The following is a 22,473-nucleotide window of genomic DNA, read 5'->3' as shown; positions in this document are numbered from 1 at the left end:
AACGGCCATGCTGAGAACGCGCTCCTTCACCTTCCGCCTATTCCTGCGCCTGCTGCCGGTGCTGGCGCTGGCCGCGGCCGTGCCGTGGCTGCTGGCCTACTGGATGGACCGCGGCTGGGGAGTCACCGTGGTCTCCACGGTGCTGCTGCTGTCGCTGATGTGGTGGACGCTGCGCCGCGCCACCGCGCCGATCCGCTCGCTGCTGCGCACCCTGGCCGGCATCACCAGCAGCTACCGCGACGGCGAATACAACTTCGGCGTGCACTGGCGCGGCGACGACGAGCTGGCGCAACTGGTGAAGGCGCACGCCGAGCTCGGCGACGTGCTGCGCGAGCAGCGCCAGTCGCTGGTGCAGCGCGAGCTGCTGCTGGACACCATGGTGCAGAACACGCCGGTGGCGATGCTGCTGCTGGCCGACGGCGGCGACGGCATCCAGCGCGTGGCGTTCTCCAACGTTTCCGCGCGCAAGCTGCTGCACGGCGGCTGGAAGCTGGAAGGCAAGCGCATGCACGAACTGCTGGAGAACATGCCGGTGGAACTGCGCAACGCCATCGCCCGCGGCGGCGACAGCCTGTTCGCGGTGCGCGAGGCCGACGGCGACGAGGACGACGAACAGATCTACCACCTGTCGCGGCGCAGCTTCCACCTCAACGGCCGCCCGCACGACCTGCTGCTGCTGCGCCTGCTCACCGCCGAGCTGCGCCGGCAGGAAGTGCAGACCTGGAAGAAGGTCATCCGCGTCATCAGCCACGAGCTCAACAACTCGCTGGCGCCGATCGCCTCACTGGCGCACTCGGGCGCCGAACTGGTGCGGCGCGGCCGCACCGACCGGCTGGAGGACATCTTCGGCACGGTCGAGGAACGCGCGCGCCACCTGGAGGGTTTCATCCGCGGCTACGCGCGCTTCGCCAAGCTGCCGCAGCCGCAGCTGCAGACCATCGTCTGGGCGCCGTTCCTGGGCGGGCTGCAGCAGCAGATCCCGTTCCGCATGGTGCCGCCGCCGGACGACCTGTGCAGCCGCATCGATCCGGCGCAGTTCTCGCAGGCGCTGCTCAACCTGCTCAAGAACGCGCACGAAGCCAGCACCGACAACGGCGTCACCGACGACGCGGTGGAAGTCCGGCTGGCGCGGCTGCCGCACTGGCTGCGCATCGAAGTGCTGGACCGCGGCGGCGGCATGAACGAAGCGGTGCTGCAGAACGCGCTGATGCCGTTCTACTCGACCAAGCGCAACGGCACCGGCCTGGGCCTGGCGCTCACCCGCGAGATCGTCGAAGCGCACGATGGCCGCATCTCGCTGCAGAACCGCAACGACGGCGGGCTGTGCGTGACCATCCTGCTGCCGGCCGGCCCGTAAACCGGCCGGCGCGCGTCAGGCGGCCGGCCCGGCGGCGTCCTCCGCCATCAGCAGCCAGGCGCTGCGGCTGCCCGCTACCAGCAACGCCAGCACTGCCCACATCGCCAGCGCGAAGGCCTCCGGCACACCAGCAGCACGCCGGCAGCCAGAAATAACAGCTGGCCCATCACCGACAGGCCGAAACGCTGCAGTAGCACCGGCCGCGACCGCAATTCGCGCCGCAGCGCGAGCATGCCGCTCACGGTGCGGACCACCAGCGCCCCATCCACCGCAAGCCGAGCACGCCGTGATTGATCGGTCCCAGCGTCTGCACGACCAGCAAAAGCGAACACACCGACACGCCAAGGAAATCCAGTTGGACCTGCTGGGCCAGCGCATGCATCGCGCCGTCCCTGCCCTACCCGCGGCGGTCGCGGAAGGTCATCGCCACCCCCGGGCCGAGCGGACCGCCACCGATCTTCGCGGTGGCGATGAAGGACACGCTGCATGCCGCAAGTTGCTGTTCAACGCCGTCCATGCGCCGTGTCCCGGGTCGGCCGGTCAGGATTTTTTCTGCGGCCGCTTCCAGCCGTCGACGGTCTGCTGGCGGGCGCGCGCCACCGTGAGCCGGTCGGCCGGCGCATCGCGGGTGACCACCGAACCGGCGGCGATGGTGGCGCCATCGCCCAGCGTCACCGGCGCCACCAGCGCGCTGTTGGAGCCGACGAACACGCGGTCGCCGATGGTGGTCTGGAACTTGTTCACGCCGTCGTAGTTGCAGGTGATGGTGCCGGCACCGATGTTGGTGCCGCTGCCGATCACCGCATCGCCCAGGTAGGTCAGGTGGTTGGCCTTGCTGCCCTTGCCCAGCGTGACCTTCTTGGTCTCCACGAAGTTGCCCACGTGCACGCCGTCGGCCAGCACCGTGCCCGGGCGCAGCCGCGCGAACGGGCCGATCTGCGCCGCGCCTTCGCTGACCACGCCTTCCAGGTCGCAATGCGGGCGCACTTCGGTGCCCGCGCCGAGGCGGACATCCTTCAGCCGCACGAAGGCGCCGATGACGACGCCGTCGCCCAGCTCGACTTCGCCTTCCAGCACCACGTTGGCGTCGATCTGCACGTCGCGCCCGGCCTTGACCGTGCCGCGCTGGTCGAAGCGCGCCGGGTCGAGCAGGCGCACGCCCTGCTCGCACAGCGCCCGCGCCGCGCGCAGCTGCCAGGCGCGCTCCAGCTGCGCCAGCTGCCACGGATCGTTGGCGCCCTCGGCTTCCTGCGCATCAGCCACGTGCACCAGCGAAGCCGGCGTGTACTCGGCCGCGGCCGAGGCGAACACGTCGGTCAGGTAGTACTCGCCCTGCGCGTTGGCGTTGGACAGGCCCGACAGCCAGCGCCGCAGCGCGGTCGATTCGGCGGTGATGATGCCGGTGTTCACGGTGCGGATGCGTTTCTGTTCGTCGTCGGCATCCTTCTGCTCGACGATGGCCGCGACCTTGCCCTCGGCGTCGCGCACCACGCGACCATAGCCGCGCGGATCGTCGAGTTCGGCCACCAGCACCGCCAGCCGCGGCGCGTCGTGCAGCAGCGCGCGCAGCGTATCGGCGCGGATCAGCGGCACGTCGCCGTACAGCACCAGCACCTGCGCGGTGTCCGGAACGGCCGGCATCGCCTGCTGCACGGCATGGCCGGTGCCCAGCTGCTGCGCCTGCTCGGCCCAGGTCAGGTCGTCCTGGCCGTCGAAGGCCGCACGCACCGCCTCGCCGCCGTGGCCATGCACCACGTGGATGCCGGCCGGCTGCAGCTGGCGCGCGGTTTCGATCACGTGCGCCAGCATCGGCCGCCCGGCCAGCGGCTGCAGCACCTTGGGCAGGGCCGACTTCATGCGTTTGCCGGCGCCGGCGGCGAGAATGATCACGTGCAGCGGTTGGCTCATCGGCGGGCTTCCAGGGATCGATGTCCGGATTCTAAGAACGCGCCCATGAACCGTCGAGCGCGATGCGGGTACGCGCGCCGTGGCGGCCGGTTCGCCGGCGCGCTTTCCGGGCCCGTCGGGCGGGAAAGCCGCGCACCGGAGGAAGAAAGCGGACGCCTGCACGATACGGCGGCACTGCCGCTTGTCGTCCTTGTCCGGGCGCGCTGCAAGCCGGTCGTGCGCATGCGGCAGGCCACCGTGAACATGCGTTGGCCTCCAATGGTTAGCATGGTCGCCTTTCCCGGTCCGCGCCCCTCCCCATGACCCTGTTGCGACAAGGTGGCCGCTATGTCGCCGTCGGCCTGATGCAGCTGCTGCTGGACTGGGGGGTGTTCGTCGTGTCCACCGCCGCCGGTATGCCCACGGTGCCCGGCAACCTGCTCGGCCGCGCCAGCGGCGCGCTGCTGGGCTTCTGGCTCAACGGCCGCTACACCTTCCCGCGCGCGGACGGGCGCTGCCATGGCTGGCCGCACTTCGTGCGTTTCCTTGCCTTGTGGCTGCTGATGACCGCGGCCAGCAGCTGGCTGCTGGCTTGGGCCACGCACGCGCTGGGCCTGCAGATGGCCTGGCTGGCCAAGCCGCTGGTGGAAGCGGGGCTGTCGGCGCTGAATTTCTTCCTGCTGCGGCACGTGGTCTACCGCTGAACCTGATCGCCGCCGGAGCAGCGGCATGCAGCACCGTTGCCACAGCCCTCGTAGGAGCGGCTTCAGCCGCGACCGGAGCCTGACCGGGACATCCCCGTTCGCGGCTGAAGCCGCTCCTACGGGATGACGGGCGATGGGAGGGGCGGCGCGTGCACCGTGGCGTCGACTGCCGCAACGAAAAACGCCGGGCGCTGGCCCGGCGTTTTTCGTCGATACCGCGCTCGCGCGCTCAGTGCTTGAGGTTGCGGCGCAGGCGCTCCAGCGCCTGCAGCTGCGCGGTGACCTCGGCCAGGCGCTGCTGCGCCTCGGCCAGTTCCATGGCTTCGCCACGGTTGGCCAGCACGCGCTCGGCTTCTTCCTTGGCCTTGCGCACCGCCGCTTCGTCGATGTCGGTGGCGCGGATGGCGGTGTCGGCCAGCACGGTCACGACCTGCGGCTGCACTTCCAGGATGCCGCCGGAGATGGCGAAATCCAGGTGCTCGCCAGCGGCGGTGGTGACCACGACCTTGCCCGGCTTCAGGCGGGTGATCAGCGGCGCGTGCTTGGGCGCGATGCCCAGCTCGCCCAGCTCACCGGTGGCCACGACCAGGGTCGCTTCGCCGCTGAAGATCTGCTGCTCGGCACTGACGATGTCGCAACGGATGGTGCTCATGGTTTGGTTCTCGAAAGCAGGGAACGGGGAACAGGGAACGGGGAAGGCGGCTGCGCCGCGATGGAGGGTGCCCGGAACAGGGAAACTTCATTCCCTGTTCCCGTCTCCCCGTTCCCGCTCCAGCCTTCCTCAGGCCTTTTCGGCCATCTTCTTGGCCTTCTCGACCGCTTCTTCGATGCCGCCGACCATGTAGAACGCCTGCTCCGGCAGGTGGTCGTACTCGCCGTCGACGATGGCCTTGAAGCCACGGATGGTTTCCTTCAGCGGCACGTACTTGCCCGGCGAGCCGGTGAACACTTCGGCCACGTGGAACGGCTGGCTGAAGAAGCGCTCGATCTTGCGGGCGCGCGACACGGCCTGCTTGTCTTCCTCGGACAGTTCGTCCATGCCCAGGATGGCGATGATGTCCTTCAGCTCCTTGTACTTCTGCAGGGTCTGCTGGACGCGCTGGGCGGTCTCGTAGTGCTCGTTGCCGATGACCTGCGGGTCCATCTGGCGCGAGGTGGAATCCAGCGGGTCCACCGCCGGGTAGATGCCCAGCGAGGCGATCGAACGCGACAGGGTCACGGTCGAGTCCAGGTGGGCGAAGGTGGTGGCCGGCGACGGGTCGGTCAGGTCGTCCGCGGGCACGTACACGGCCTGGATCGAGGTGATCGAACCGGTCTTGGTCGAGGTGATGCGTTCCTGCAGGACGCCCATTTCCTCGGCCAGGGTCGGCTGGTAGCCCACCGCCGACGGCATGCGGCCCAGCAGCGCCGACACTTCGGTACCGGCCAGCGTGTAGCGGTAGATGTTGTCGACGAACAGCAGCACGTCCTTGCCCTTGCCGTTGGCGTCCTTCTCGTCGCGGAAGTACTCGGCCATGGTCAGGCCGGTCAGGGCGACGCGCAGGCGGTTGCCCGGCGGCTCGTTCATCTGGCCGTATACCATCGCCACCTTGTCCAGGACGTTGGAGTCCTTCATCTCGTGGTAGAAGTCGTTGCCCTCGCGGGTACGCTCGCCCACGCCGGCGAACACGGACAGGCCGCTGTGCGCCTTGGCGATGTTGTTGATCAGCTCCATCATGTTGACGGTCTTGCCGACGCCGGCGCCGCCGAACAGGCCGACCTTGCCGCCCTTGGCGAACGGGCACATCAGGTCGATGACCTTGATGCCGGTTTCCAGCAGCTCGGTCGAGGAGGACTGGTCTTCGTACGACGGGGCGGCGCGGTGGATTTCCCACGAATCCGAAGCGACGACCGGGCCGGCTTCGTCGATCGGGCGGCCCAGCACGTCCATGATGCGGCCCAGGGTACCGGCGCCGACCGGCACCGAGATGGCGCGACCGGTGTTGTTGGCCACCAGGCCCCGCTTCAGGCCGTCGGTGGAGCCCAGCGCGATGGCGCGGACGATGCCGTCGCCGAGCTGCTGCTGGACTTCCAAGGTGATGTCGGTGTTCTCGACCTTCAGCGCGTCGTACACCTTCGGCACGTCGCTGCGCGGGAATTCGACGTCGACGACCGCGCCGATGATCTGAACGATCTTGCCCTGACTCATTGCTGCATCCTCTAAGTAAATACTTTGACTGTGCGCGTCAGACCGCTGCCGCGCCGCCGACGATTTCGGAGATTTCCTGGGTGATCGCTGCCTGGCGGGCCTTGTTGTAGACCAGCTGCAGGGTTCCGATCAGCTTGTTCGCGTTGTCGCTTGCCGCCTTCATCGCCACCATGCGTGCCGCGTGCTCGGAAGCAACATTCTCCAGCACGGCCTGGTAGACCAGCGACTCGATGTAGCGCGTGATCACGTGCTCGAGCACGGTCGCGGCATCGGGTTCGTACAGGTAGTCCCAGTCGTGCGAGGCGACCTGCGTCTCGCTGGCCGGCAACGGCAGCAGCTGGTCGAAGGACGCCTTCTGCGTCATCGTGTTGATGAAGCGGTTGTAGACCAGGTACACACGGTCGACCTTGCCTTCGGTGAAGGCGTCGAGCATGACCTTGATCACGCCGATCAGCGTTTCCAGCTTCGGCTGGTCGCCGATGTGGGTGACGCTGCCGACCATGTTCACGTTGACGCGGCGGAAGAACACGCTGGCCTTCTGGCCGACGGTCACCATGTCGATCTCGGCGCCCTTGTCCTGCCAGCCGCGCATTTCGGCCACGGCCTTGCGGAACAGGTTGTTGTTCAGGCCGCCGGCCAGACCGCGATCGGAGGAGATCACGATGTAGCCCACGCGCTTGACGTTCTCGCGCTCGACCAGGAACGGATGCTGGAAATCGGTGCTGGCCTGGGCCAGGTGGCCGATCACCTGCTTCATCGCCTGCGCGTACGGACGCGAGGTCTTCATCCGATCCTGCGCCTTGCGGATCTTGGAGGCCGAGACCATTTCGAGCGCACGCGTCACCTTGCGGGTGTTCTGCACGCTCTTGATCTTGGTTTTGATTTCGCGTCCGCTTGCCATTTCTCTTCTCGGGACTCGGGACCCGGGACCCGGGACCCGGGAAGGTCCCTCGTCGCGCGTCGTTTATGCCAACCGTTTCCCGGCGCTGTTCCCGAACCCCGGAACCCGCTTTCGCGAGTCCCGGGTCCCGGGTCCCGGGTCCCGGCTCTTACCAGCTGCCGGTGGTCTTGAACTCGGAGATGCCCTTCTTGAAGGCAGCCTCGATGTCGTTGTCCCAGCCGCCGGTGGCGTTGACCTTGCTGACCAGCTCGCCCTGGGTGTTGGCGAAGTGGGCGTGCAGGCCCTCTTCGAACGCCAGCAGCTTGTTGACCGGCACGTCGTCCAGGTAGCCCTCGTTGACGGCGTAGATCGACAGCGCCTGGTTGGCGATGGACATCGGCGCGTACTGCTTCTGCTTCATCAGCTCGGTGACGCGCTGGCCGCGCTCGAGCTGCTTGCGGGTGGCTTCGTCCAGGTCCGAGGCGAACTGCGCGAACGCCGCCAGCTCGCGGTACTGCGCCAGCGAGATGCGGATGCCGCCGGACAGCTTCTTGATGATCTTGGTCTGGGCCGAGCCGCCGACGCGCGACACCGAGATACCGGCGTTCACGGCCGGGCGGATGCCGGCGTTGAACAGGTCGGTTTCCAGGAAGATCTGGCCGTCGGTGATCGAGATCACGTTGGTCGGGACGAAGGCGGACACGTCGCCGGCCTGGGTCTCGATGATCGGCAGCGCGGTCAGCGAACCGGTCTTGCCGGTGACCTTGCCTTCGGTGAACTTCTCCACGTACTCCTCGGACACGCGGGCGGCGCGCTCGAGCAGGCGGGAGTGCAGGTAGAACACGTCGCCCGGGTAGGCTTCGCGGCCCGGCGGGCGCTTGAGCAGCAGCGAGATCTGGCGGTAGGCCACGGCCTGCTTGGACAGGTCGTCGTACACGATCAGGGCGTCTTCGCCGCGATCCATGAAGTACTCGCCCATGGTGCAGCCGGAGTAGGCGCTGATGTACTGCATCGCGGCCGACTCCGAAGCGGTGGCGGCCACGACCACGGTGTGGGCCAGGGCGCCGTTTTCTTCCAGCTTGCGCACGATGTTGGCCACGGTCGAGGCCTTCTGGCCGATCGCGACGTACACGCACTTGATGCCGGTGCCCTTCTGGTTGATCACCGCGTCGATGGCCATCGCGGTCTTGCCGGTCTGGCGGTCGCCGATGATCAGCTCGCGCTGGCCGCGGCCGATCGGGATCATCGAGTCGACGGACTTGTAGCCGGTCTGCACCGGCTGGTCGACGGACTTGCGCCAGATCACGCCCGGGGCCACGCGCTCCACCGGAGCGGTCAGCGAGGTGCCCAGCGGGCCCTTGCCGTCGATCGGCTCGCCCAGCGCGTTCACCACGCGGCCGAGCATTTCCGGACCGACCGGCACCGACAGGATCTGGCCGGTGGTCTTGGCCACGTCGCCTTCGCGCAGGTGCTCGTAGTCGCCCAGCACCACGGCGCCGACCGAGTCGCGCTCCAGGTTCAGCGCCAGCGCGTAGGTGTTGTTCGGCAGTTCGATCATTTCGCCCTGCATCACGTCGGCCAGGCCGTAGATGCGCACGATGCCGTCGGACACCGAGGTCACGGTGCCTTCGTTGCGCGATTCCGCGGACAGGGCGACCTTCTCGATGCGGTTCTTGATCAGTTCGCTGATTTCGGAGGGGTTGAGCGTGGTAGCCATCGTCAAGTCCTAGTGCCGGCGATCAAGCCGGACGATAAGTGAATTCAGTGTGCGAGCGCGGTCTGCAGGCGCGACAGCTTGCCCTTGAGCGAACCGTCGATGACCACGTCGCCGGCATCGATCACGGCGCCGCCGATCAGCGAAGCGTCCACCGCGGTCGATACCTCGACGTCGCGGCCGAAACGCCTGCGCAGCGCGACCTTGATCTTTTCCAGCTCGTCGGCCGACAGCTCGGCCGCCGAGGTCACCGTGGCCTTGACCACGTTTTCGGCTTCCGCGCGCAGCTGGTCGAACAGGCCGGCGATCTCCGGCAGCTGCTGCAGGCGGTGCGACTCGGCCAGCAGGTTCAGGAAGCGGCCGTAGGTTTCGCCCGCCGCTTCCGGGGCCAGCAGGGCGACGGCGTCGCCGCGGGCCAGCTCCGGGTTGGACAGCAGGGCCGACACGCGCGGATCGGCGGCAACGCGGGCGGAGAACGCAAGCGCTTCGGACCACGGCGCGAACTTGCCGTCCTCGCGCGCAATCGCGAACGCGGCGCGGGCGTACGGGCGGGCAAGCGTGAGGGCCTGGCTCATCTATCAGATCTCCGCGGCCAGCTCGTCGAGCAGCGCCTTGTGGGCGTTGGCGTCGATTTCGCGCTTGAGCAGCTTCTCGGCACCGGTCACGGCCAGGGCGGACACCTGCTTGCGCAGGTCTTCGCGGGCGCGGTTGGCGGCGGCGTCGATTTCAGCCTGGGCCAGTTCTTTCTGGCGGTTGGCTTCGGCGATGGCTTCGTTCTTGGCGGCCTCGACGATCTGGTTGGCGCGGGCGTGGGCCTGGTCGATGATCTCGTTGGCCTTGCCACGGGCTTCCTTCAGCGCCTCGTTGACCTTCACTTCCGCCTGGGCCAGGTCTTTCTGGCTGCGGTCGGCAGCGGCGAGGCCTTCGGCGATCTTCTGCTGGCGCTCTTCGATGGCCTTCATCAGCGGCGGCCAGATCTTGGTCGCGATGATCCAGATCAGCGCGGCAAAGGCCAGGGCCTGTGCAATGAGGGTGAGATTGATATTCATGGGTTAGCTCGATCGCTGGTGTCGGGGTGGCTGCGCCGCCGCGACGGCGGCGCAACCGGACCTTCATCCGAAGCCGGATGCCGCAAGGCATCCGGCCGTCTCACTTCAGCTGGATCAGCCCGCCAGCTTGGCGGCTTCGGCCAGCAGGGCAGCGGCCAGCGGGTTGGCGAAGGCCAGCAGCAGGCCGACGGCGACCGAGATGATGAACGCGGCGTCGATCAGGCCGGCGGTGATGAACATGCGGACCTGCAGGACCGGGATCAGTTCCGGCTGGCGGGCGGCCGATTCCAGGAACTTACCAGCCATGATGGCCAGACCCAGACCGGCGCCCAGCGCGGCCAGGCCGATCATGATGCCGACGGCAAGGGCGGTGGAGCTCTGAACTTGGGCGAGATTGGTCAGGACGGCGAAGTACATGGTTTTCTCCGAGAACTAAAGGTAGCTAAGGGTGATGAAACGGATGAAGGTTGGAACTGGATGAAGCTTGCAACTCAGTGGCTGTCTTCCGACAGGCTCAGGTACACGATCGACAGCATCATGAAGATGAAGGCCTGCAGCGGAATCACCAGCAGGTGGAACAGCATCCAGCCCAGGCCGAACACGCCACCGGCAACAGCACCGAACAAGCCGGCGCCGCCCAGCACCCAGATCAGCAGGAAGACGATCTCGCCGCCGAACATGTTGCCGAACAGTCGCATCGCCAGGGAGATCGGCTTGCTCAGCCACTCGACGATGTTGAGGATCAGGTTGAACGGCATCATCCACTTGCCGAACGGGGCGGTCAGGAACTCCTTCACGAAGCCGACCAAGCCCTTGGAGCTGAGCGAGAAGAACACCATCAGGAAGAACACGCTGATCGACATGCCCAGGGTGGCATTGACGTCGGCGGTCGGCACCGGCTTCCAGTAGTGGACGCCCGCCCACTCCAGCGGCTTGGCGATGAAGTCGGCCGGGATCATCTTGATGAGGTTCATCAGCAGGATCCAGAAGAAGATGGTGATCGCGATCGGCGTCACCAGCTTGCTCTTGCCGTGGTAGGTGTCCTTGGCCTGGCGGTCGACGAACTCCAGGCAGATCTCGACGAAGGCCTGCCACTTGCCCGGCACGCCGGCGGTGGCCTTGCGGGTGGCCATCCAGAAGGCGAACACCATCAGCAGCCCCAGCAGCACCGCGGTGACGATGGTATCGACGTGGATGGTCCAGAAGCTGCCGCCGTCCCCGACCTTGGCGGTCAGGTTCTGCAGGTGATGCTGGATATAGGTGGTAGGGGTTAGAGCCTCGCCCGCCATGAGTCCGGAACCTTTTATGAATTCGATCAACGCCTGGCCAGAGCCAGAACCTGGAACATCAGCGCCACTGGAATCGCCGCCAGCAGCGCCAAGGGAGGAAGCCGCCACCAGACGAACGCCATTGCCAGCACGGCGACAATCAGCACGATCTTCAGCGCGAACCCAAGGAACATGCGGATCATCGCCGAACCAGCGGCCTGTACGCCGCCGCCGAGCCCCACCCATGCCGCCAGGACCGTCCCCGCCACCACCGTCACGCCGGAAACCAGCGCGCCAAGGGCGTACTTCGGCCCCACCAGCAGGAAGGCCAGAGCCAGGACAACCACTGCGGCCAGCGGGTAGACCGCGGCACGCAGCATCAGCCGCCGACCCGCATCAACGGAGTTCAGCACGTGGAATGTCCTGCTTCATGGAACAAGGAGATCTGGGCGGCGCCGGGGGCGCCTCATCGAGCCGCCAAATTATAGCAGGGGGACATTTTGCGAGACAACCGCCACAAGCTGCCCTCCTCCGGATCGCAAGTTGCGGCATTTACTGGATTTTTCAGCCGGCTCCGGGTAGGGCCGGGGAACCCGTTTTTTGCGATGCAGCATGAGGAACTTCGGCGGCTCCGCCGGGTCAGATGCACGTCCGCCGCCATTACCTCGTCGATGTGCGCGACGGACGCAACGGGCGGGGTGGTCCGCGAACGGGCCACCTCGCCGCACTTTGCACATTCCCTGCACCTTCCGGTCACGCAGGTGGCACGCCCCCTCGTCCAGGGTAGCGGCTCCGGTTTCAACACACACGGAGCGACCCGAACGATGCGACTTTCCCCTCCCCTCATGACCTGCGCGTCCTGCGCGCTCGCTTTCTCCCTCCTGCACGCCGCGCCGGCCAGCGCCGCCGACGGCGATCCGCGCTTCACCCTGCGCGTGGGCGCGATGAACATCGATTCGTCCAACACCCTGCGCGGCAATACCGACATCGACGGACGCGAGGTCGCGTTCGACCGCGACTTCGATCTCGGCGGCAAGGAATGGGAGCCGCGCGTGGACGGCCTGTTCCGGCTCAGCGACCGGCAGCGGCTGATATTCGATTACTTCAAGTACGACAAAGACCGCCGCCAGACGCTGGACGACAGCGTCAGCTTCGACGACACCACCGTGCCCGCCGGCAGTTTCGTCAAGGGCGAACTGAAGTACCAGATCGCCAGCCTCGTCTACGACTACTCGGTGGTCGATGGCGACCGCTTCGACCTGGGCCTGCAGCTGGGCGCCGAGTACGCCAAGGTCAGCGCGCACGGCTACGCCGATCTCGGCGATCTCTACCAGGGCCGTTTCCTCGACGACAGGACCGACGGCATCGCACCGGTGGTAGGCGCGCGGCTGACCTTCACCCCGTCCGAGCGCTGGCTTATCAACCTGCAGGGCCAGTACCTCAACACCAGCTGGGGCAGCTTCGACGACTACGAGGGCGACCTCAGCCGCGCCAACGCCATCGTGCAGTACAACTTCAACCCGAACTTCGGCATCTTCGCCGGCTACGACTGGTTCAAGCTCGACGCCGACAGGAAGGGAAGCGACGGCGTCATCGGCCTGAAGCAGGAGTTCAAGGGACCGCTGGCGGGCGTGAGCCTGTCGTTCTGAGCCGGCCGCTCACGGTCGCCGTGGCAGCGGCCCGTGCCGGGCAGGCGCTTTGCGGGCAACGCGGCAGGGCGCCGCGCCACGGCACCGAGGGCAGGCCTACAGCCGCTTGCCGTCGGCATCGGTCGCCGGGGCCGGGAACATCTGCGCCGCGACGCAGATGTAATCCGCCAGCGGCATCTGCCCGATGCTGGCGCGGCGCTGGTCCACCTGCTCCGGCGCTTCCATGGCCTTCGGCTGCCACTTGCCGCCAATGGCGGCGAGCTGGCTGCCGTAGCGCTGCGGCTTGCCGGAATTCACCAGCACCCGGTCGGTCAGCAGGGCGAATTCGCGCGATGAAACCTCGCCGCTGGCCACCTTCGGCGCCAGCCCGTCCAGCACCTGCCGCTGGAAACCGGCATCGGCATCGGCGTGCTGCACCAGCAGCCAGGCCGCGCGCAGGCCGTCCACGCCGACCGCGCGCACGTCCGGCAGGCCGCCATGGTCGGCGACCACCTGCCTGATCTTCGGCAGGTTCGCCGCGTCCACCGCAAGCATCTTCTCGACCATCGCCTGCGACCAGTCGCCGTCGCGCGCCTGCTGGTCCAGGCGCGCCATTTCCAGCAGCTGCTCGCGCAGGTCCGGCTCGGACGGCACGATGCCGGCGCTCCTGCGCGCCAGTGCCTGTTCGCGCAGCCTGTCCGCCTTCACGAACGGCGCCGCACCCGGGCATTGCAGCAACGCCGCATCCAGCTGTGGGTCCGCCTCCTCCGCCAGCACACTGCCCGTACCTGCCAGCAACACCACCGCCACGATCGCCCGCCGCATGTCCTTGCTCCTCCAGACGCCGGAAACGACGACGCCCCGGTGAAGGGGCGTCGCGTGGATCACTTCTTCTTGGGGATGTACAGGTCGGTGATGGTGCCGTCGTAGATCTCCGAGGCCATCGCCACCGATTCGCTCAGCGTCGGGTGGGCGTGGATGGTGTGGCCGATGTCCTCGGCTTCCGCGCCCATCTCGATGGCCAGGCCGATCTCGGCCAGCAGTTCGCCGGCATGCACGCCGACGATGGCGCCGCCGATGACGCGGTGGGTTTCCTCGTCGAACACCAGCTTGGTGAAGCCCTCGGTGCGGCCGATGCCGATGGCGCGGCCGCTGGCCGCCCACGGGAACTTGGCCACGCCGACCTTCAGTCCCTTGGCCTTGGCTTCGGTCTCGGTGACGCCGACCCAGGCGATTTCCGGGTTGGTGTAGGCCACCGACGGAATCACCCGCGCCACCCACTCCTTCTTCTCGCCGAAGGCCACTTCCGCGGCCAGCTTGCCCTCGTGCGTGGCCTTGTGCGCCAGCATCGGGTTACCGACGATGTCGCCGATGGCGAAGATGTGCGGCACGTTGGTGCGCATCTGCCGGTCCACCGGGATGAAGCCGCGGTCGGTCACTTCCACGCCGGCCTTGTCGGCATCGATCTTCCTGCCGTTCGGCGCGCGGCCCACGGCCACCAGCACGCGGTCGAAGGTGCCGCTTTCCATCGCCGGCTTCTCGCCCGCGGTGGCGGCCTCGAAGGTCACGGTGATGCCCTTCTTGTCGGCGGTGACGCCCGACGCCTTGGTCTTCAGGTGCACCTCGATGCCCTGCTTCTTCAGGCGGTCGGCCAGCGGCTTGACCAGGTCCTTGTCGGCGCCCGGCATCAGCTGGTCCATGAACTCGACCACGGTGACTGCCGCGCCCAGCGCGCTGTACACGGTGGCCATTTCCAGGCCGATGATGCCGCCGCCCACGACCAGCAGCGACTTCGGCACGTCGGCCAGTTCCAGCGCGTCGGTGGAATCCATCACGCGCTTGTCGTCCCACGGGAAGTTGGGCAGCTTCACCGCCTGCGAACCGGCGGCGATGATGCACTGCTCGAAGCGCAGCAGCTGGGTCCTGCCGTCGTCGCCGGTGATCTCCAGCTCGTTGGCCGAGACGAACTTCGCCACGCCCTGCACGGTGCGCACCTTGCGCTGCTTGGCCATGCCGGCCAGGCCCTTGGTCAGCTGGCCGACGACCTTTTCCTTGTACTCGCGCAGCTTGTCCAGGGCGATCTTCGGCTTGCCGAAGGCGATGCCCAGTTCATCGGCATGCGCGGCGTGGTCGATGATCTCGGCCGCGTGCAGCAGCGCCTTGGACGGAATGCAGCCGACGTTGAGGCAGACGCCGCCGAGGCTGGCGTAGCGCTCCACCAGCACGGTATCCATGCCCAGGTCGGCCGAACGGAAGGCGGCGGTATAGCCGCCGGGGCCGGCGCCCAGCACCACCATGCGGCATTCGATGTCGGCGGCGCGGCCGGTGGACGGCAGCGCCCGGGCGGCCACGGCCGGGTCCGGCGCGCGGTGCGACGGCGTCACCGGCGGCTTGCTGCCCGGCGCCACGTTGCCGGCGGCCGCCGCGGGCGCGGCGCCCTGGGCTTCCAGCACCACCACCACGTCGCCCTCGGACAGCTTGTCGCCGAGCTTGACCTTGACCTCCTTGACCACGCCGGCGGCCGAGGACGGCACCTCCAGCGTCGCCTTGTCCGATTCCAGCGTCACCAGGCCCTGGTCCTTGGCCACCGTATCGCCCACGGCCACCAGCACCTCGATGACCGGCACGCCGCTGTAGTCGCCGATGTCCGGCACCTTGACCTCGACCGGGCCGCTGGCGGCCGGGGCCGGAGCCGCCGGCGCGCTCACCGCCGCCGTCGGCGCGGCCGCAGCAGCCGGCTGCGCGGCGGGAGCCGGCGTCGCGGCGGGTGCGGTGGATGCCGGCGCGGCGGCCGCGCCTGCGGCTTCCAGCACCACCACCACGTCGCCCTCGGACAGCTTGTCGCCGAGCTTGACCTTGACCTCCTTGACCACGCCGGCGGCCGAGGACGGCACTTCCAGCGTCGCCTTGTCCGATTCCAGCGTCACCAAGCCCTGGTCCTTGGCCACCGTGTCGCCCACGGCCACCAGGATCTCGATCACCGGCACCGCGCTGTAATCGCCGATATCCGGGACTTTGACTTCAATCGTGTTCGCCATCTTTCAAGTCCTCGGGATCAGAGCAGCACGCGGCGCATGTCGGCCAGCACCTGCGACAGGTACGTGGTGAAACGCGCGGCCAGCGCACCGTCGATGACGCGGTGGTCGTAGCTCAGCGACAGCGGCAGCAGCAGCTTCGGCGCGAACTCCTTGCCGTTCCAGACCGGCTGGATCGACGACTTGGAGACGCCGAGGATGGCCACTTCCGGCGCATTGACGATCGGGGTGAACGCGGTGCCGCCGATGCCGCCCAGCGAGCTGATCGAGAAACAGCCGCCGCTCATGTCGGCCGGGCCGAGCTTGCCGTCGCGCGCCTTCTTCGCCAGCTCGCCGGTTTCCTGCGCGATCTGCACCACACCCTTCTTGTCCACGTCGCGGACCACCGGCACGACCAGGCCGTTCGGCGTGTCGGCGGCGAAGCCGATGTGGAAGTACTTCTTCAGGGTCAGGTTCTCGCCGCTGGCGTCCAGCGAGGCGTTGAACTCGGGGAACTTCTTCAACGCCGCGGCGCTGGCCTTGATCAGGAAGGCGAGCATGGTCAGCTTGATGCCGGCCTTCTCATTCTCCTTGTTCAACGCCACGCGCAGGGCTTCCAGCTCGGTGATGTCGGCCTGGTCGAACTGGGTGACGTGCGGAATCATCGCCCAGTTGCGCGCCAGGTTGGCGCCGGAAATCTTCTTGATGCGCGACAGCGGCTGTACTTCGGTCTCGCCGAACTTGCTGAAGTCCACCTTCGGCCACGGCAGCAGGTTCAGGCCGCCGCCGGCGGCCACCGGGGCGCCGGCCACGGCAGCACCGCCACCGGTCAGCGCGCCCTTGACGAACTTCTGCACGTCGGCCTTGGTGATGCGGCCGCCCTTCTCGGTGCCGGCCACCTGGGCCAGGTCCACGCCCAGCTCGCGGGCGAACACGCGCACCGCCGGGCTGGCGTAGGGCACGTTGGACGGCAGCACGCCCTCGGCGTTGAACTGCACCGGCGGGCTGGCCGGCTTGCTGGCGGCCAGCACGGCTTCCTGCGCGATCTCGCGCTGGGCCAGCTTGTCCGGCACCGGGGCCACGGCCACCGGCTCGACCTTGGCGCCGGTCTCGGCGGTCGGCTCGACCTTGGCCGGCGCGGCGGCGGGGGCGGCCTTGGCGCCGTCGGCGGCGCCCTCGGCGGCCACCTCGATCAGCGCCACGACCTTGCCCTCGGACAGGGTGTCGCCGACCTTGACCTTGATTTCCTTGACCACGCCGGCCACGGCCGACGGCACTTCCATCGTCGCCTTGTCCGATTCCAGCGTGACCAGGCCCTGGTCCTTCTTGACCGTATCGCCCACGGCGACCAGCACCTCGATCACCGGGATGTCGCTGTAGTCACCGATATCGGGGACAACTGCTTCCTTGATTTCGGCCATGAAACAACTCCAGCAACAGTGAGGGAAACCGCTATTGTGGCGCCAGCGCGCCGCAGCGCCAACCGCCGCAGCTGGATTCGCATACGTATGTCCGCGGACAAGGGCACGCCATGCCCCGCCTTCCATGGCCGCACGCGCCCTGTCGCGGGCGTCGCTGGCCTCCCTGCTGTCCCGCCCTGTCCGGTGCGGCCAGCCGCTCAGGGGACGGACTGTTCCGCCGCCGGCAACCACGGCGACAGCCGCCCCCACTCGCCCAGCAGCCGTTCGAACGACCAGGCGGCGTTGGCCGGGCTGGTCGATGGCAGCGCCAGCAGCGTCAATCCATGCCCGGCCGGCAGCGCCGGGCGCACATGGCGCTCGAACGCCCGCGCCGCCGCGGCGCCGTTGCAGGCGATGACCCGCAGATGCGGCAGTCCCCCGACCAGTTCCGGCAGCGGGTTGGCGAACTCGCTGCCGCGCACGATGGCCGCGTCCAGGCTGCCGCGCCGCCGGCAGCGGCCGATCACGTCCCACAGCCCGACGCCGGCGGCCTGCAGGCAGGCCACGCGCTGCGCATAGCCCTGCTGCGGATCGAAGCCGCACAGCGCTCCCATCAGCGGCCAGAAACGATTGCGCGGATGCGCGTAGTAGCGCGCCGCCTGCAGCGACGCCATGCCCGGCATCGAACCCAGCACGAGCACGCGGCATCGCGCATTCACCTGCGCAGGCAGGCCCTGCAGCGTCGTTTCGTTCGTCACGCGCGACACAACTCCATGAATGTCCTTTTCCCGGCGCAGGCCGGTGCGGCGGGCGTGCGGCCATTTTCCCTGAACGCACGCGCCCGCGGCGTCCGCTGCGTGCGGATCGATTCATCCTGCCGCGGCGAGGATGTGGCCGCCCCGACCGAGGGCCTCGATAACAACGCAATCCCGAGAGCACTACGAGGAGTCACCCCATGCGTACCACCAAGATCATGAGCCTTGCCGTCCTTGGCGCCTTGGCGCTGTCGCCCGCCGCGTTCGCGCAGGACGCCGGCACCACCTCCGCCGACACCGCGTCGGGCAAGCATTTCGCCGTCGTCGGCGGCGTGACGCTGCTGCAGCCCAAGAGCGGCCCGGCCGATGGCATCGACAAGTTCGACGGCGGCCCGGCGCCGACCGTGAGCGCCAGCTACTACTTCACCGACAACGTGGCCGTCGAGCTGTGGGGCGCGGCGGACAAGTTCAACCACCGCGTGCGCGCCAACGGCGGCAAGGTCGGCACCGTCGAACAGCAGCCGCTGGCGCTGAGCGCGCAGTACCACTTCGGCGCCGCCGACAACGTGTTCCGTCCGTTCGTGGGCGCGGGCTACTACGAGTCGAACTTCAGCAACGAGAAGATCGACGGCCTGGATGCCAGCGGCGACCATGTCGGCCTGCGCACCGCCAAGGGCGCCATCGGCACCGTCGGCGTGGACATGAACATCAACTCCACCTGGTTCGCCCGCGCCGACGCCCGCTACATGCACGCGCGTCCGGAACTGAGCGTGGCCGGCGCCGGCACCGGCGAGAAGCTGAAGCTGGACCCGTGGACCGTGGGCTTCGGCATCGGCGCCCGCTTCTGATCCAGAAGCCCCTACGCTCCAAAGCCCCTCTCCCTGCGGGAGAGGGGTTGGGGTGAGGGCCGCAGCAAGCCGCCCGCCCCTCTTCATGATCAGAGTTCCGCTCCTTCCCACTTCGCGCCACGCCCTTGACGTGCCTTGCCCCCGCAGCGCGGCGATACCGGCCGTGCTACTCCCAGAAAGGGAACCACACCCTCAAGGATTGCCATCCTCACTCCACTGCAGCGCGCGGTAATCGAAACCCAGCTGCAGGCGCGGCTTGACGATCTCGAAGAACGGCGACACGTCGAAATCGCGCGGCGTGTACAGGCTGTAGTTGCGGATGTGCAGGATCTCGCGCTGCTGCTCGCGGCCGCCGGCGTGGCCAAGCACCGTCTCGATCTCGGGCAGGATCGGGTAGCGGATCGACTCGAACGCCTGCGCCAGCAGGGTCGAGCAGATCGCCTTGGTCGGCTCGCCGCTGCCCAGCGCGATCAGGCGCCGGCGCATGTGCCCGGGCACCGGCGGCAGGATCAGGTAGCGCGCCAGGTCGAACACGTTCTTCAGGTCGTAGCTGTAGCCGATGCGCGCGCGCATGAAGCCGACCAGCTGGTCGATCACCGGCGGCGGCAGGTCCTGCGGCCGGCAGATGCGGGTGTGTTCCTCGGCGAAGGCGGCCAGCGGCACGCGCCGCACGCCGGCTTCCACGTCCACGTCGATCAGCATCGGCTGGCGCGGCCCGCCGGGCGCCAGCGCTTCCTCGCCGATATAGAGCGCGGCATGCGACCAGGTGGACTGGGTGAGGTACTTGATCGCGGTGGAGAAGCGGCTGTTGCCCTCCACCAGCAGCACGTCGCCGCGCCGCAGGGTGCGCGCCAGCAGGTGCGGATCGCTGGTGGGCGGGCGCGCCTGCCGGCGGCGCGGCTGGGCCAGGAAATGCGCCATGCGGCGCCCGGCGAAACGCAGCAACCCCATCCATGCCCCTCCGCGAAAGCATGGGTGGAAGCCTAGCCCCCGTCGAGGCAGGCGCACAACCGGCGGCGATGGCGCGGCCGCGATGTTCCTGCAGGAGCGCACTTCAGTGCGCGATGGAGCTCTACCGGGAAGGCCCCATCGCGCACTGAAGTGCGCTCCTGCAGGGATATAGAGGGCCTCAGAACGCCGGCAGCACCGCGCCCTGGTACTTCTTCTCGATGAAAGCCTTCACTTCCGGCCCGGTCAACGCCTTGGCCAGCTTGCGCACGCGCGCATCGTCGCGGTTGTCGGTACGCGCGACCAGGAAGTTCACGTACGGCGAATCGCTGCTTTCGATCGCCAGCGCGTCGCGGGTCGGGTTGAGCCCGGCATCCAGCGCGTAGTTGGTGTTGATCAGCGCCAGGTCCACCTGGTCGAGCACGCGCGGCAGCATTGCCGAGTCCAGCTCGCGGAACTTGAGCTGCCTGGGGTTGTCGACGATGTCGCGCTGGGTGGACAGGGCGTTGGACGGATCCTTCAACTTGATGACGCCGGCCTTGTCCAGCAGGATCAGCGCGCGGCTGTTGTTGCTCGGATCGTTGGGGATGACCACGTCCGCGCCCTGGGGCAGTTCGGCCAGCGACTTGACGCGGCGCGAATAGGCGCCGAACGGCTCGATGTGCACGCCGACCACGGTCACCAGGTCGGTCTTGCGGTCGCGGTTGTAGGCATCCAGGTACGGCTCGGTCTGGAAATAGTTGGCGTCGACCTGCTTCTGCACCAGCTGGTCGTTGGGCTGCACGTAGTCGTTGAACACGCGCACGTCCAGGGTGACGCCTTCCTTTTCCAGGAGCGGCTTGACCACCTCGAGGATCTCGGCGTGCGGCACGGCGGTGGCGGCGACCACCAGCCTGGAATCGTCGGCGGCGGGCTTGCCGCAGGCCGACAGCGCCAGCGCGGCGGCGGCAACGAGCAGCGGACGGAACAGGGAAGTCTTCATCGGGATTCCAGTGCGGCGGGAGGGGATGCGCATAGGTGCGGGGCTCGCCCCGCACGGGGTTTTGCCGAGAAAGCCCCATGCCGGGCAAGCCCGGCATCTACGAAAATGTTGCTCAACGGCGAGTGTAGTGGCGCACCAGCCGGTCGCCCAGCATCTGCAGCAGCTGCACCAGTACCAGCAGCAGCACCACGGTGACCAGGGCCACGTCGGTGTGCGAGCGCTGGTAGCCATCGCGGAAGGCCAGGTCGCCGAGGCCGCCGGAGCCGATGGCGCCGCCCATGGCGGTGAAGCCGATCAGGGCGATGGTGGTCACCGTGGCGCCGGCGATCAGGCCTGGCCGCGCCTCGGGCAGCAGCACCTTGAACACCAGCTGCGCGGTGGTGGCGCCCATCGCCTGGCTGGCCTCGATCACGCCGCGGTCCACTTCGCGCAGCGCGGTCTCGACCAGGCGCGCGTAGAACGGCGCCGCGCCGACCACCAGCGGCAGGATCGCGCCGCGCACGCCCAGCGAGGTGCCCATCATCGCCAGCGTCACCGGGATCAGCACGATCATCAGGATGATGAAGGGCACCGAGCGCAGCACGTTCACCAGCAACGCGGTCACGCCATACAGCAGCGGGCGGCGGCGCAGCTGCGGCGAGCCGGTGAGGAACAGCAGCACGCCCAGCGGCAAGCCGATGGCCATGGTCAGCGGCAACGAGCCGGCCAGCATCAGCAGGGTGTCGACGGTGGCCTGGCCGATGTCGGCCCATTTGCCGGCATCGAGGTGGCGGAAGAAACCGCCGGCGGTGGCGACGATCATCGGCGCAGTTCCTCCACGTGCACGCCGGCGTCGACGAAACCGGCCTGGGCGGCGTTCTGGTCGCCGCCCACCAGGGCCACGGTCAGCTGCCCGTAGGGTGTGTCCTTGATCCGGTCGATGCGGCCGGAAAGGATGTTGTAGTCCACCCCGGTCTGCCGCGCGATGCGGCCCAGCAGCGGTTCGTAGGTGCCGTCGCCGAGGAAGGTCAGGCGCACGATGCGCCCGCCCACGGCGGCGAAGTCGCGGTGCAGCTCGCCCTCGTCCACGTGCTCGGATTCGGACACGAAGCGGCGCGTGGTCGGGTGCTGCGGATGCAGGAACACCTGGCTCACCGGCCCGCTCTCGACCAGGCGGCCGGCGTCGAGCACCGCCACGCGGTCGCAGACGCGGCGGATCACGTCCATCTCGTGGGTGATCAGCACGATGGTCAGGCCCAGCTCGCGGTTGATCCTGGCCAGCAGCGACAGCACCGAGGCGGTTGTCTGCGGATCGAGCGCGCTGGTGGCCTCGTCGCACAGCAGGATCTTCGGCTCGGTGGCCAGCGCGCGGGCGATGCCCACGCGCTGCTTCTGCCCGCCGGACAGCTGCGCCGGGTACTTGGCTGCGTGCGCCTCCAGGCCGACGGTGCGCAGCAGTTCGGCCACGCGCGCGTCGATCTTCGCCTTCGGCGTGCCGGCCAGTTCCAGCGGGAAGGCGACGTTGCCGGCCACGGTGCGCGCCGACAGCAGGTTGAAGTGCTGGAAGATCATGCCGATGCGCCGGCGCAGCGCGCGCAGGCCCTCGGCGTCCAGCGCGGTGGCGTCCTGGCCGTCGATCAGCACGCGGCCGCCGCTGGGCTCCTCCAGCCGGTTGATCAGGCGGATCAGGGTCGACTTGCCGGCGCCGGAATGGCCGATGATGCCGAACACCTCGCCGGCGCCGATGGTCAGGTCGAGCGGATGCAGCGCGGTGATCGCGCGGCCGTCCACGGCGTAGGATTTGTGCAGGTTCTGGAACTCGATCACGGCCAGGGGCGATTGGACGGACGGCAGGGGCGGCAAGCCTAGCAG

General features: G+C 68.2%; 23 protein-coding genes. 4 read left to right on the top strand and 19 right to left on the bottom strand.

The genetic code is table 11. From position 1 onward, the window contains the following. The first annotated feature begins 10 nt into the window (after positions 1-10). The gene (locus tag ABTV91_RS04940; RefSeq protein ID WP_433854123.1) at positions 11-1,357 is read left to right on the top strand and encodes a sensor histidine kinase; all 1,347 of its coding nucleotides are present in this window, start codon (positions 11-13) and stop codon (positions 1,355-1,357) included. 238 nt (positions 1,358-1,595) lie between these two features. Here ABTV91_RS04940 and ABTV91_RS04935 read toward each other — a convergent pair whose 3' ends face one another. Together ABTV91_RS04935 and glmU are read right to left on the bottom strand one after the other, a co-directional pair. Next, positions 1,596-1,739, bottom strand: a complete 144-nt coding sequence (locus tag ABTV91_RS04935) for a hypothetical protein (RefSeq protein WP_433853500.1) — start codon at positions 1,737-1,739, stop codon at positions 1,596-1,598. 158 nt (positions 1,740-1,897) lie between these two features. Further along, on the bottom strand, positions 1,898-3,265 hold the full coding sequence (gene glmU, locus ABTV91_RS04930) for a bifunctional UDP-N-acetylglucosamine diphosphorylase/glucosamine-1-phosphate N-acetyltransferase GlmU (RefSeq protein ID WP_433853499.1): 1,368 nt from the start codon (positions 3,263-3,265) through the stop codon (positions 1,898-1,900). Between the two features lie 299 nt (positions 3,266-3,564). On the opposite strand from glmU, the gene ABTV91_RS04925 reads away from it, so the two are divergent. Further along, entirely contained in the window at positions 3,565-3,948 is a 384-nt protein-coding gene (locus ABTV91_RS04925) for a GtrA family protein (RefSeq protein WP_433853498.1), read from the top strand. 229 nt (positions 3,949-4,177) lie between these two features. Here ABTV91_RS04925 and ABTV91_RS04920 read toward each other — a convergent pair whose 3' ends face one another. The 9 genes from ABTV91_RS04920 to ABTV91_RS04880 form a co-directional block, all read right to left on the bottom strand. After that, a complete protein-coding gene (locus tag ABTV91_RS04920) occupies positions 4,178-4,600 on the bottom strand; it encodes a F0F1 ATP synthase subunit epsilon (RefSeq protein ID WP_054661996.1) in 423 nt (140 codons plus the stop codon). A 129-nt stretch (positions 4,601-4,729) separates the two neighbouring features. Continuing rightward, positions 4,730-6,136, bottom strand: a complete 1,407-nt coding sequence (atpD, locus tag ABTV91_RS04915; RefSeq protein ID WP_433853497.1) for a F0F1 ATP synthase subunit beta — start codon at positions 6,134-6,136, stop codon at positions 4,730-4,732. A 37-nt stretch (positions 6,137-6,173) separates the two neighbouring features. Continuing rightward, a complete protein-coding gene (atpG, locus tag ABTV91_RS04910) occupies positions 6,174-7,037 on the bottom strand; it encodes a F0F1 ATP synthase subunit gamma (RefSeq protein WP_055770518.1) in 864 nt (287 codons plus the stop codon). Positions 7,038-7,185: 148 nt separating this feature from the next. Further along, positions 7,186-8,733: a F0F1 ATP synthase subunit alpha gene (atpA, locus tag ABTV91_RS04905; RefSeq protein ID WP_433853496.1), complete on the bottom strand. Its 1,548-nt coding sequence runs from the start codon at positions 8,731-8,733 to the stop codon at positions 7,186-7,188. Between the two features lie 44 nt (positions 8,734-8,777). Then, positions 8,778-9,305: a F0F1 ATP synthase subunit delta gene (locus tag ABTV91_RS04900; RefSeq protein ID WP_433853495.1), complete on the bottom strand. Its 528-nt coding sequence runs from the start codon at positions 9,303-9,305 to the stop codon at positions 8,778-8,780. 3 nt (positions 9,306-9,308) lie between these two features. Beyond that, positions 9,309-9,779, bottom strand: a complete 471-nt coding sequence (locus tag ABTV91_RS04895) for a F0F1 ATP synthase subunit B (protein ID WP_433853494.1) — start codon at positions 9,777-9,779, stop codon at positions 9,309-9,311. Positions 9,780-9,893: 114 nt separating this feature from the next. Further along, entirely contained in the window at positions 9,894-10,196 is a 303-nt protein-coding gene (gene atpE / locus ABTV91_RS04890) for a F0F1 ATP synthase subunit C (RefSeq protein ID WP_054661978.1), read from the bottom strand. 74 nt (positions 10,197-10,270) lie between these two features. Continuing rightward, a complete protein-coding gene (gene atpB, locus ABTV91_RS04885) occupies positions 10,271-11,068 on the bottom strand; it encodes a F0F1 ATP synthase subunit A (protein ID WP_433853493.1) in 798 nt (265 codons plus the stop codon). 26 nt (positions 11,069-11,094) lie between these two features. Further along, positions 11,095-11,460, bottom strand: coding sequence for a hypothetical protein (locus ABTV91_RS04880; RefSeq protein ID WP_200911390.1), 366 nt, complete (start codon positions 11,458-11,460; stop codon positions 11,095-11,097). Positions 11,461-11,871: 411 nt separating this feature from the next. On the opposite strand from ABTV91_RS04880, the gene ABTV91_RS04875 reads away from it, so the two are divergent. Continuing rightward, positions 11,872-12,696, top strand: a complete 825-nt coding sequence (locus ABTV91_RS04875; RefSeq protein ID WP_433853492.1) for a hypothetical protein — start codon at positions 11,872-11,874, stop codon at positions 12,694-12,696. A gap of 96 nt (positions 12,697-12,792) precedes the next feature. Here ABTV91_RS04875 and ABTV91_RS04870 read toward each other — a convergent pair whose 3' ends face one another. The 4 genes from ABTV91_RS04870 to ABTV91_RS04855 all read right to left on the bottom strand — a co-directional run bounded on the left by ABTV91_RS04870 (position 12,793) and on the right by ABTV91_RS04855 (position 17,886). Continuing rightward, positions 12,793-13,500 carry a DUF6624 domain-containing protein gene (locus tag ABTV91_RS04870; RefSeq protein WP_433853491.1) on the bottom strand — a complete coding sequence of 236 codons (708 nt, stop codon included), beginning with the start codon at positions 13,498-13,500 and terminating at the stop codon, positions 12,793-12,795. Between the two features lie 59 nt (positions 13,501-13,559). Further along, the gene (gene lpdA / locus ABTV91_RS04865; RefSeq protein ID WP_433853490.1) at positions 13,560-15,713 is read right to left on the bottom strand and encodes a dihydrolipoyl dehydrogenase; all 2,154 of its coding nucleotides are present in this window, start codon (positions 15,711-15,713) and stop codon (positions 13,560-13,562) included. A 17-nt stretch (positions 15,714-15,730) separates the two neighbouring features. Continuing rightward, positions 15,731-17,236: a dihydrolipoyllysine-residue acetyltransferase gene (locus ABTV91_RS04860; protein WP_433853489.1), complete on the bottom strand. Its 1,506-nt coding sequence runs from the start codon at positions 17,234-17,236 to the stop codon at positions 15,731-15,733. A 71-nt stretch (positions 17,237-17,307) separates the two neighbouring features. Further along, on the bottom strand, positions 17,308-17,886 hold the full coding sequence (locus ABTV91_RS04855) for a DNA-deoxyinosine glycosylase (protein WP_433854122.1): 579 nt from the start codon (positions 17,884-17,886) through the stop codon (positions 17,308-17,310). A gap of 158 nt (positions 17,887-18,044) precedes the next feature. Between ABTV91_RS04855 and ABTV91_RS04850 the strand changes: the two genes are divergently transcribed. After that, positions 18,045-18,692, top strand: coding sequence for an OmpW/AlkL family protein (locus tag ABTV91_RS04850; protein ID WP_433853488.1), 648 nt, complete (start codon positions 18,045-18,047; stop codon positions 18,690-18,692). Positions 18,693-18,884: 192 nt separating this feature from the next. Here ABTV91_RS04850 and ABTV91_RS04845 read toward each other — a convergent pair whose 3' ends face one another. The 4 genes from ABTV91_RS04845 to ABTV91_RS04830 all read right to left on the bottom strand — a co-directional run bounded on the left by ABTV91_RS04845 (position 18,885) and on the right by ABTV91_RS04830 (position 22,428). Further along, positions 18,885-19,643, bottom strand: a complete 759-nt coding sequence (locus tag ABTV91_RS04845; RefSeq protein WP_433853487.1) for a YiiX/YebB-like N1pC/P60 family cysteine hydrolase — start codon at positions 19,641-19,643, stop codon at positions 18,885-18,887. 178 nt (positions 19,644-19,821) lie between these two features. After that, complete coding sequence (locus ABTV91_RS04840; RefSeq protein ID WP_433853486.1) at positions 19,822-20,622, bottom strand: MetQ/NlpA family ABC transporter substrate-binding protein; 801 nt, start codon at positions 20,620-20,622, stop codon at positions 19,822-19,824. A 112-nt stretch (positions 20,623-20,734) separates the two neighbouring features. Next, on the bottom strand, positions 20,735-21,424 hold the full coding sequence (locus ABTV91_RS04835) for a methionine ABC transporter permease (RefSeq protein WP_153191168.1): 690 nt from the start codon (positions 21,422-21,424) through the stop codon (positions 20,735-20,737). Further along, the gene (locus tag ABTV91_RS04830) at positions 21,421-22,428 is read right to left on the bottom strand and encodes a methionine ABC transporter ATP-binding protein (protein ID WP_433854121.1); all 1,008 of its coding nucleotides are present in this window, start codon (positions 22,426-22,428) and stop codon (positions 21,421-21,423) included. Before ABTV91_RS04830 ends, ABTV91_RS04835 begins: the two co-directional genes overlap by 4 nt. Positions 22,429-22,473: the final 45 nt, after the last annotated feature.

Origin of the sequence: Stenotrophomonas nitritireducens (assembly GCF_050984405.1) — a bacterium.
Classification (GTDB): Bacteria; Pseudomonadota; Gammaproteobacteria; order Xanthomonadales; family Xanthomonadaceae; genus Stenotrophomonas; species Stenotrophomonas nitritireducens_B.
The sequence above is the reverse complement of the archived record's forward strand: the minus strand, read 5'-3'. Positions and strand labels throughout refer to the sequence as shown.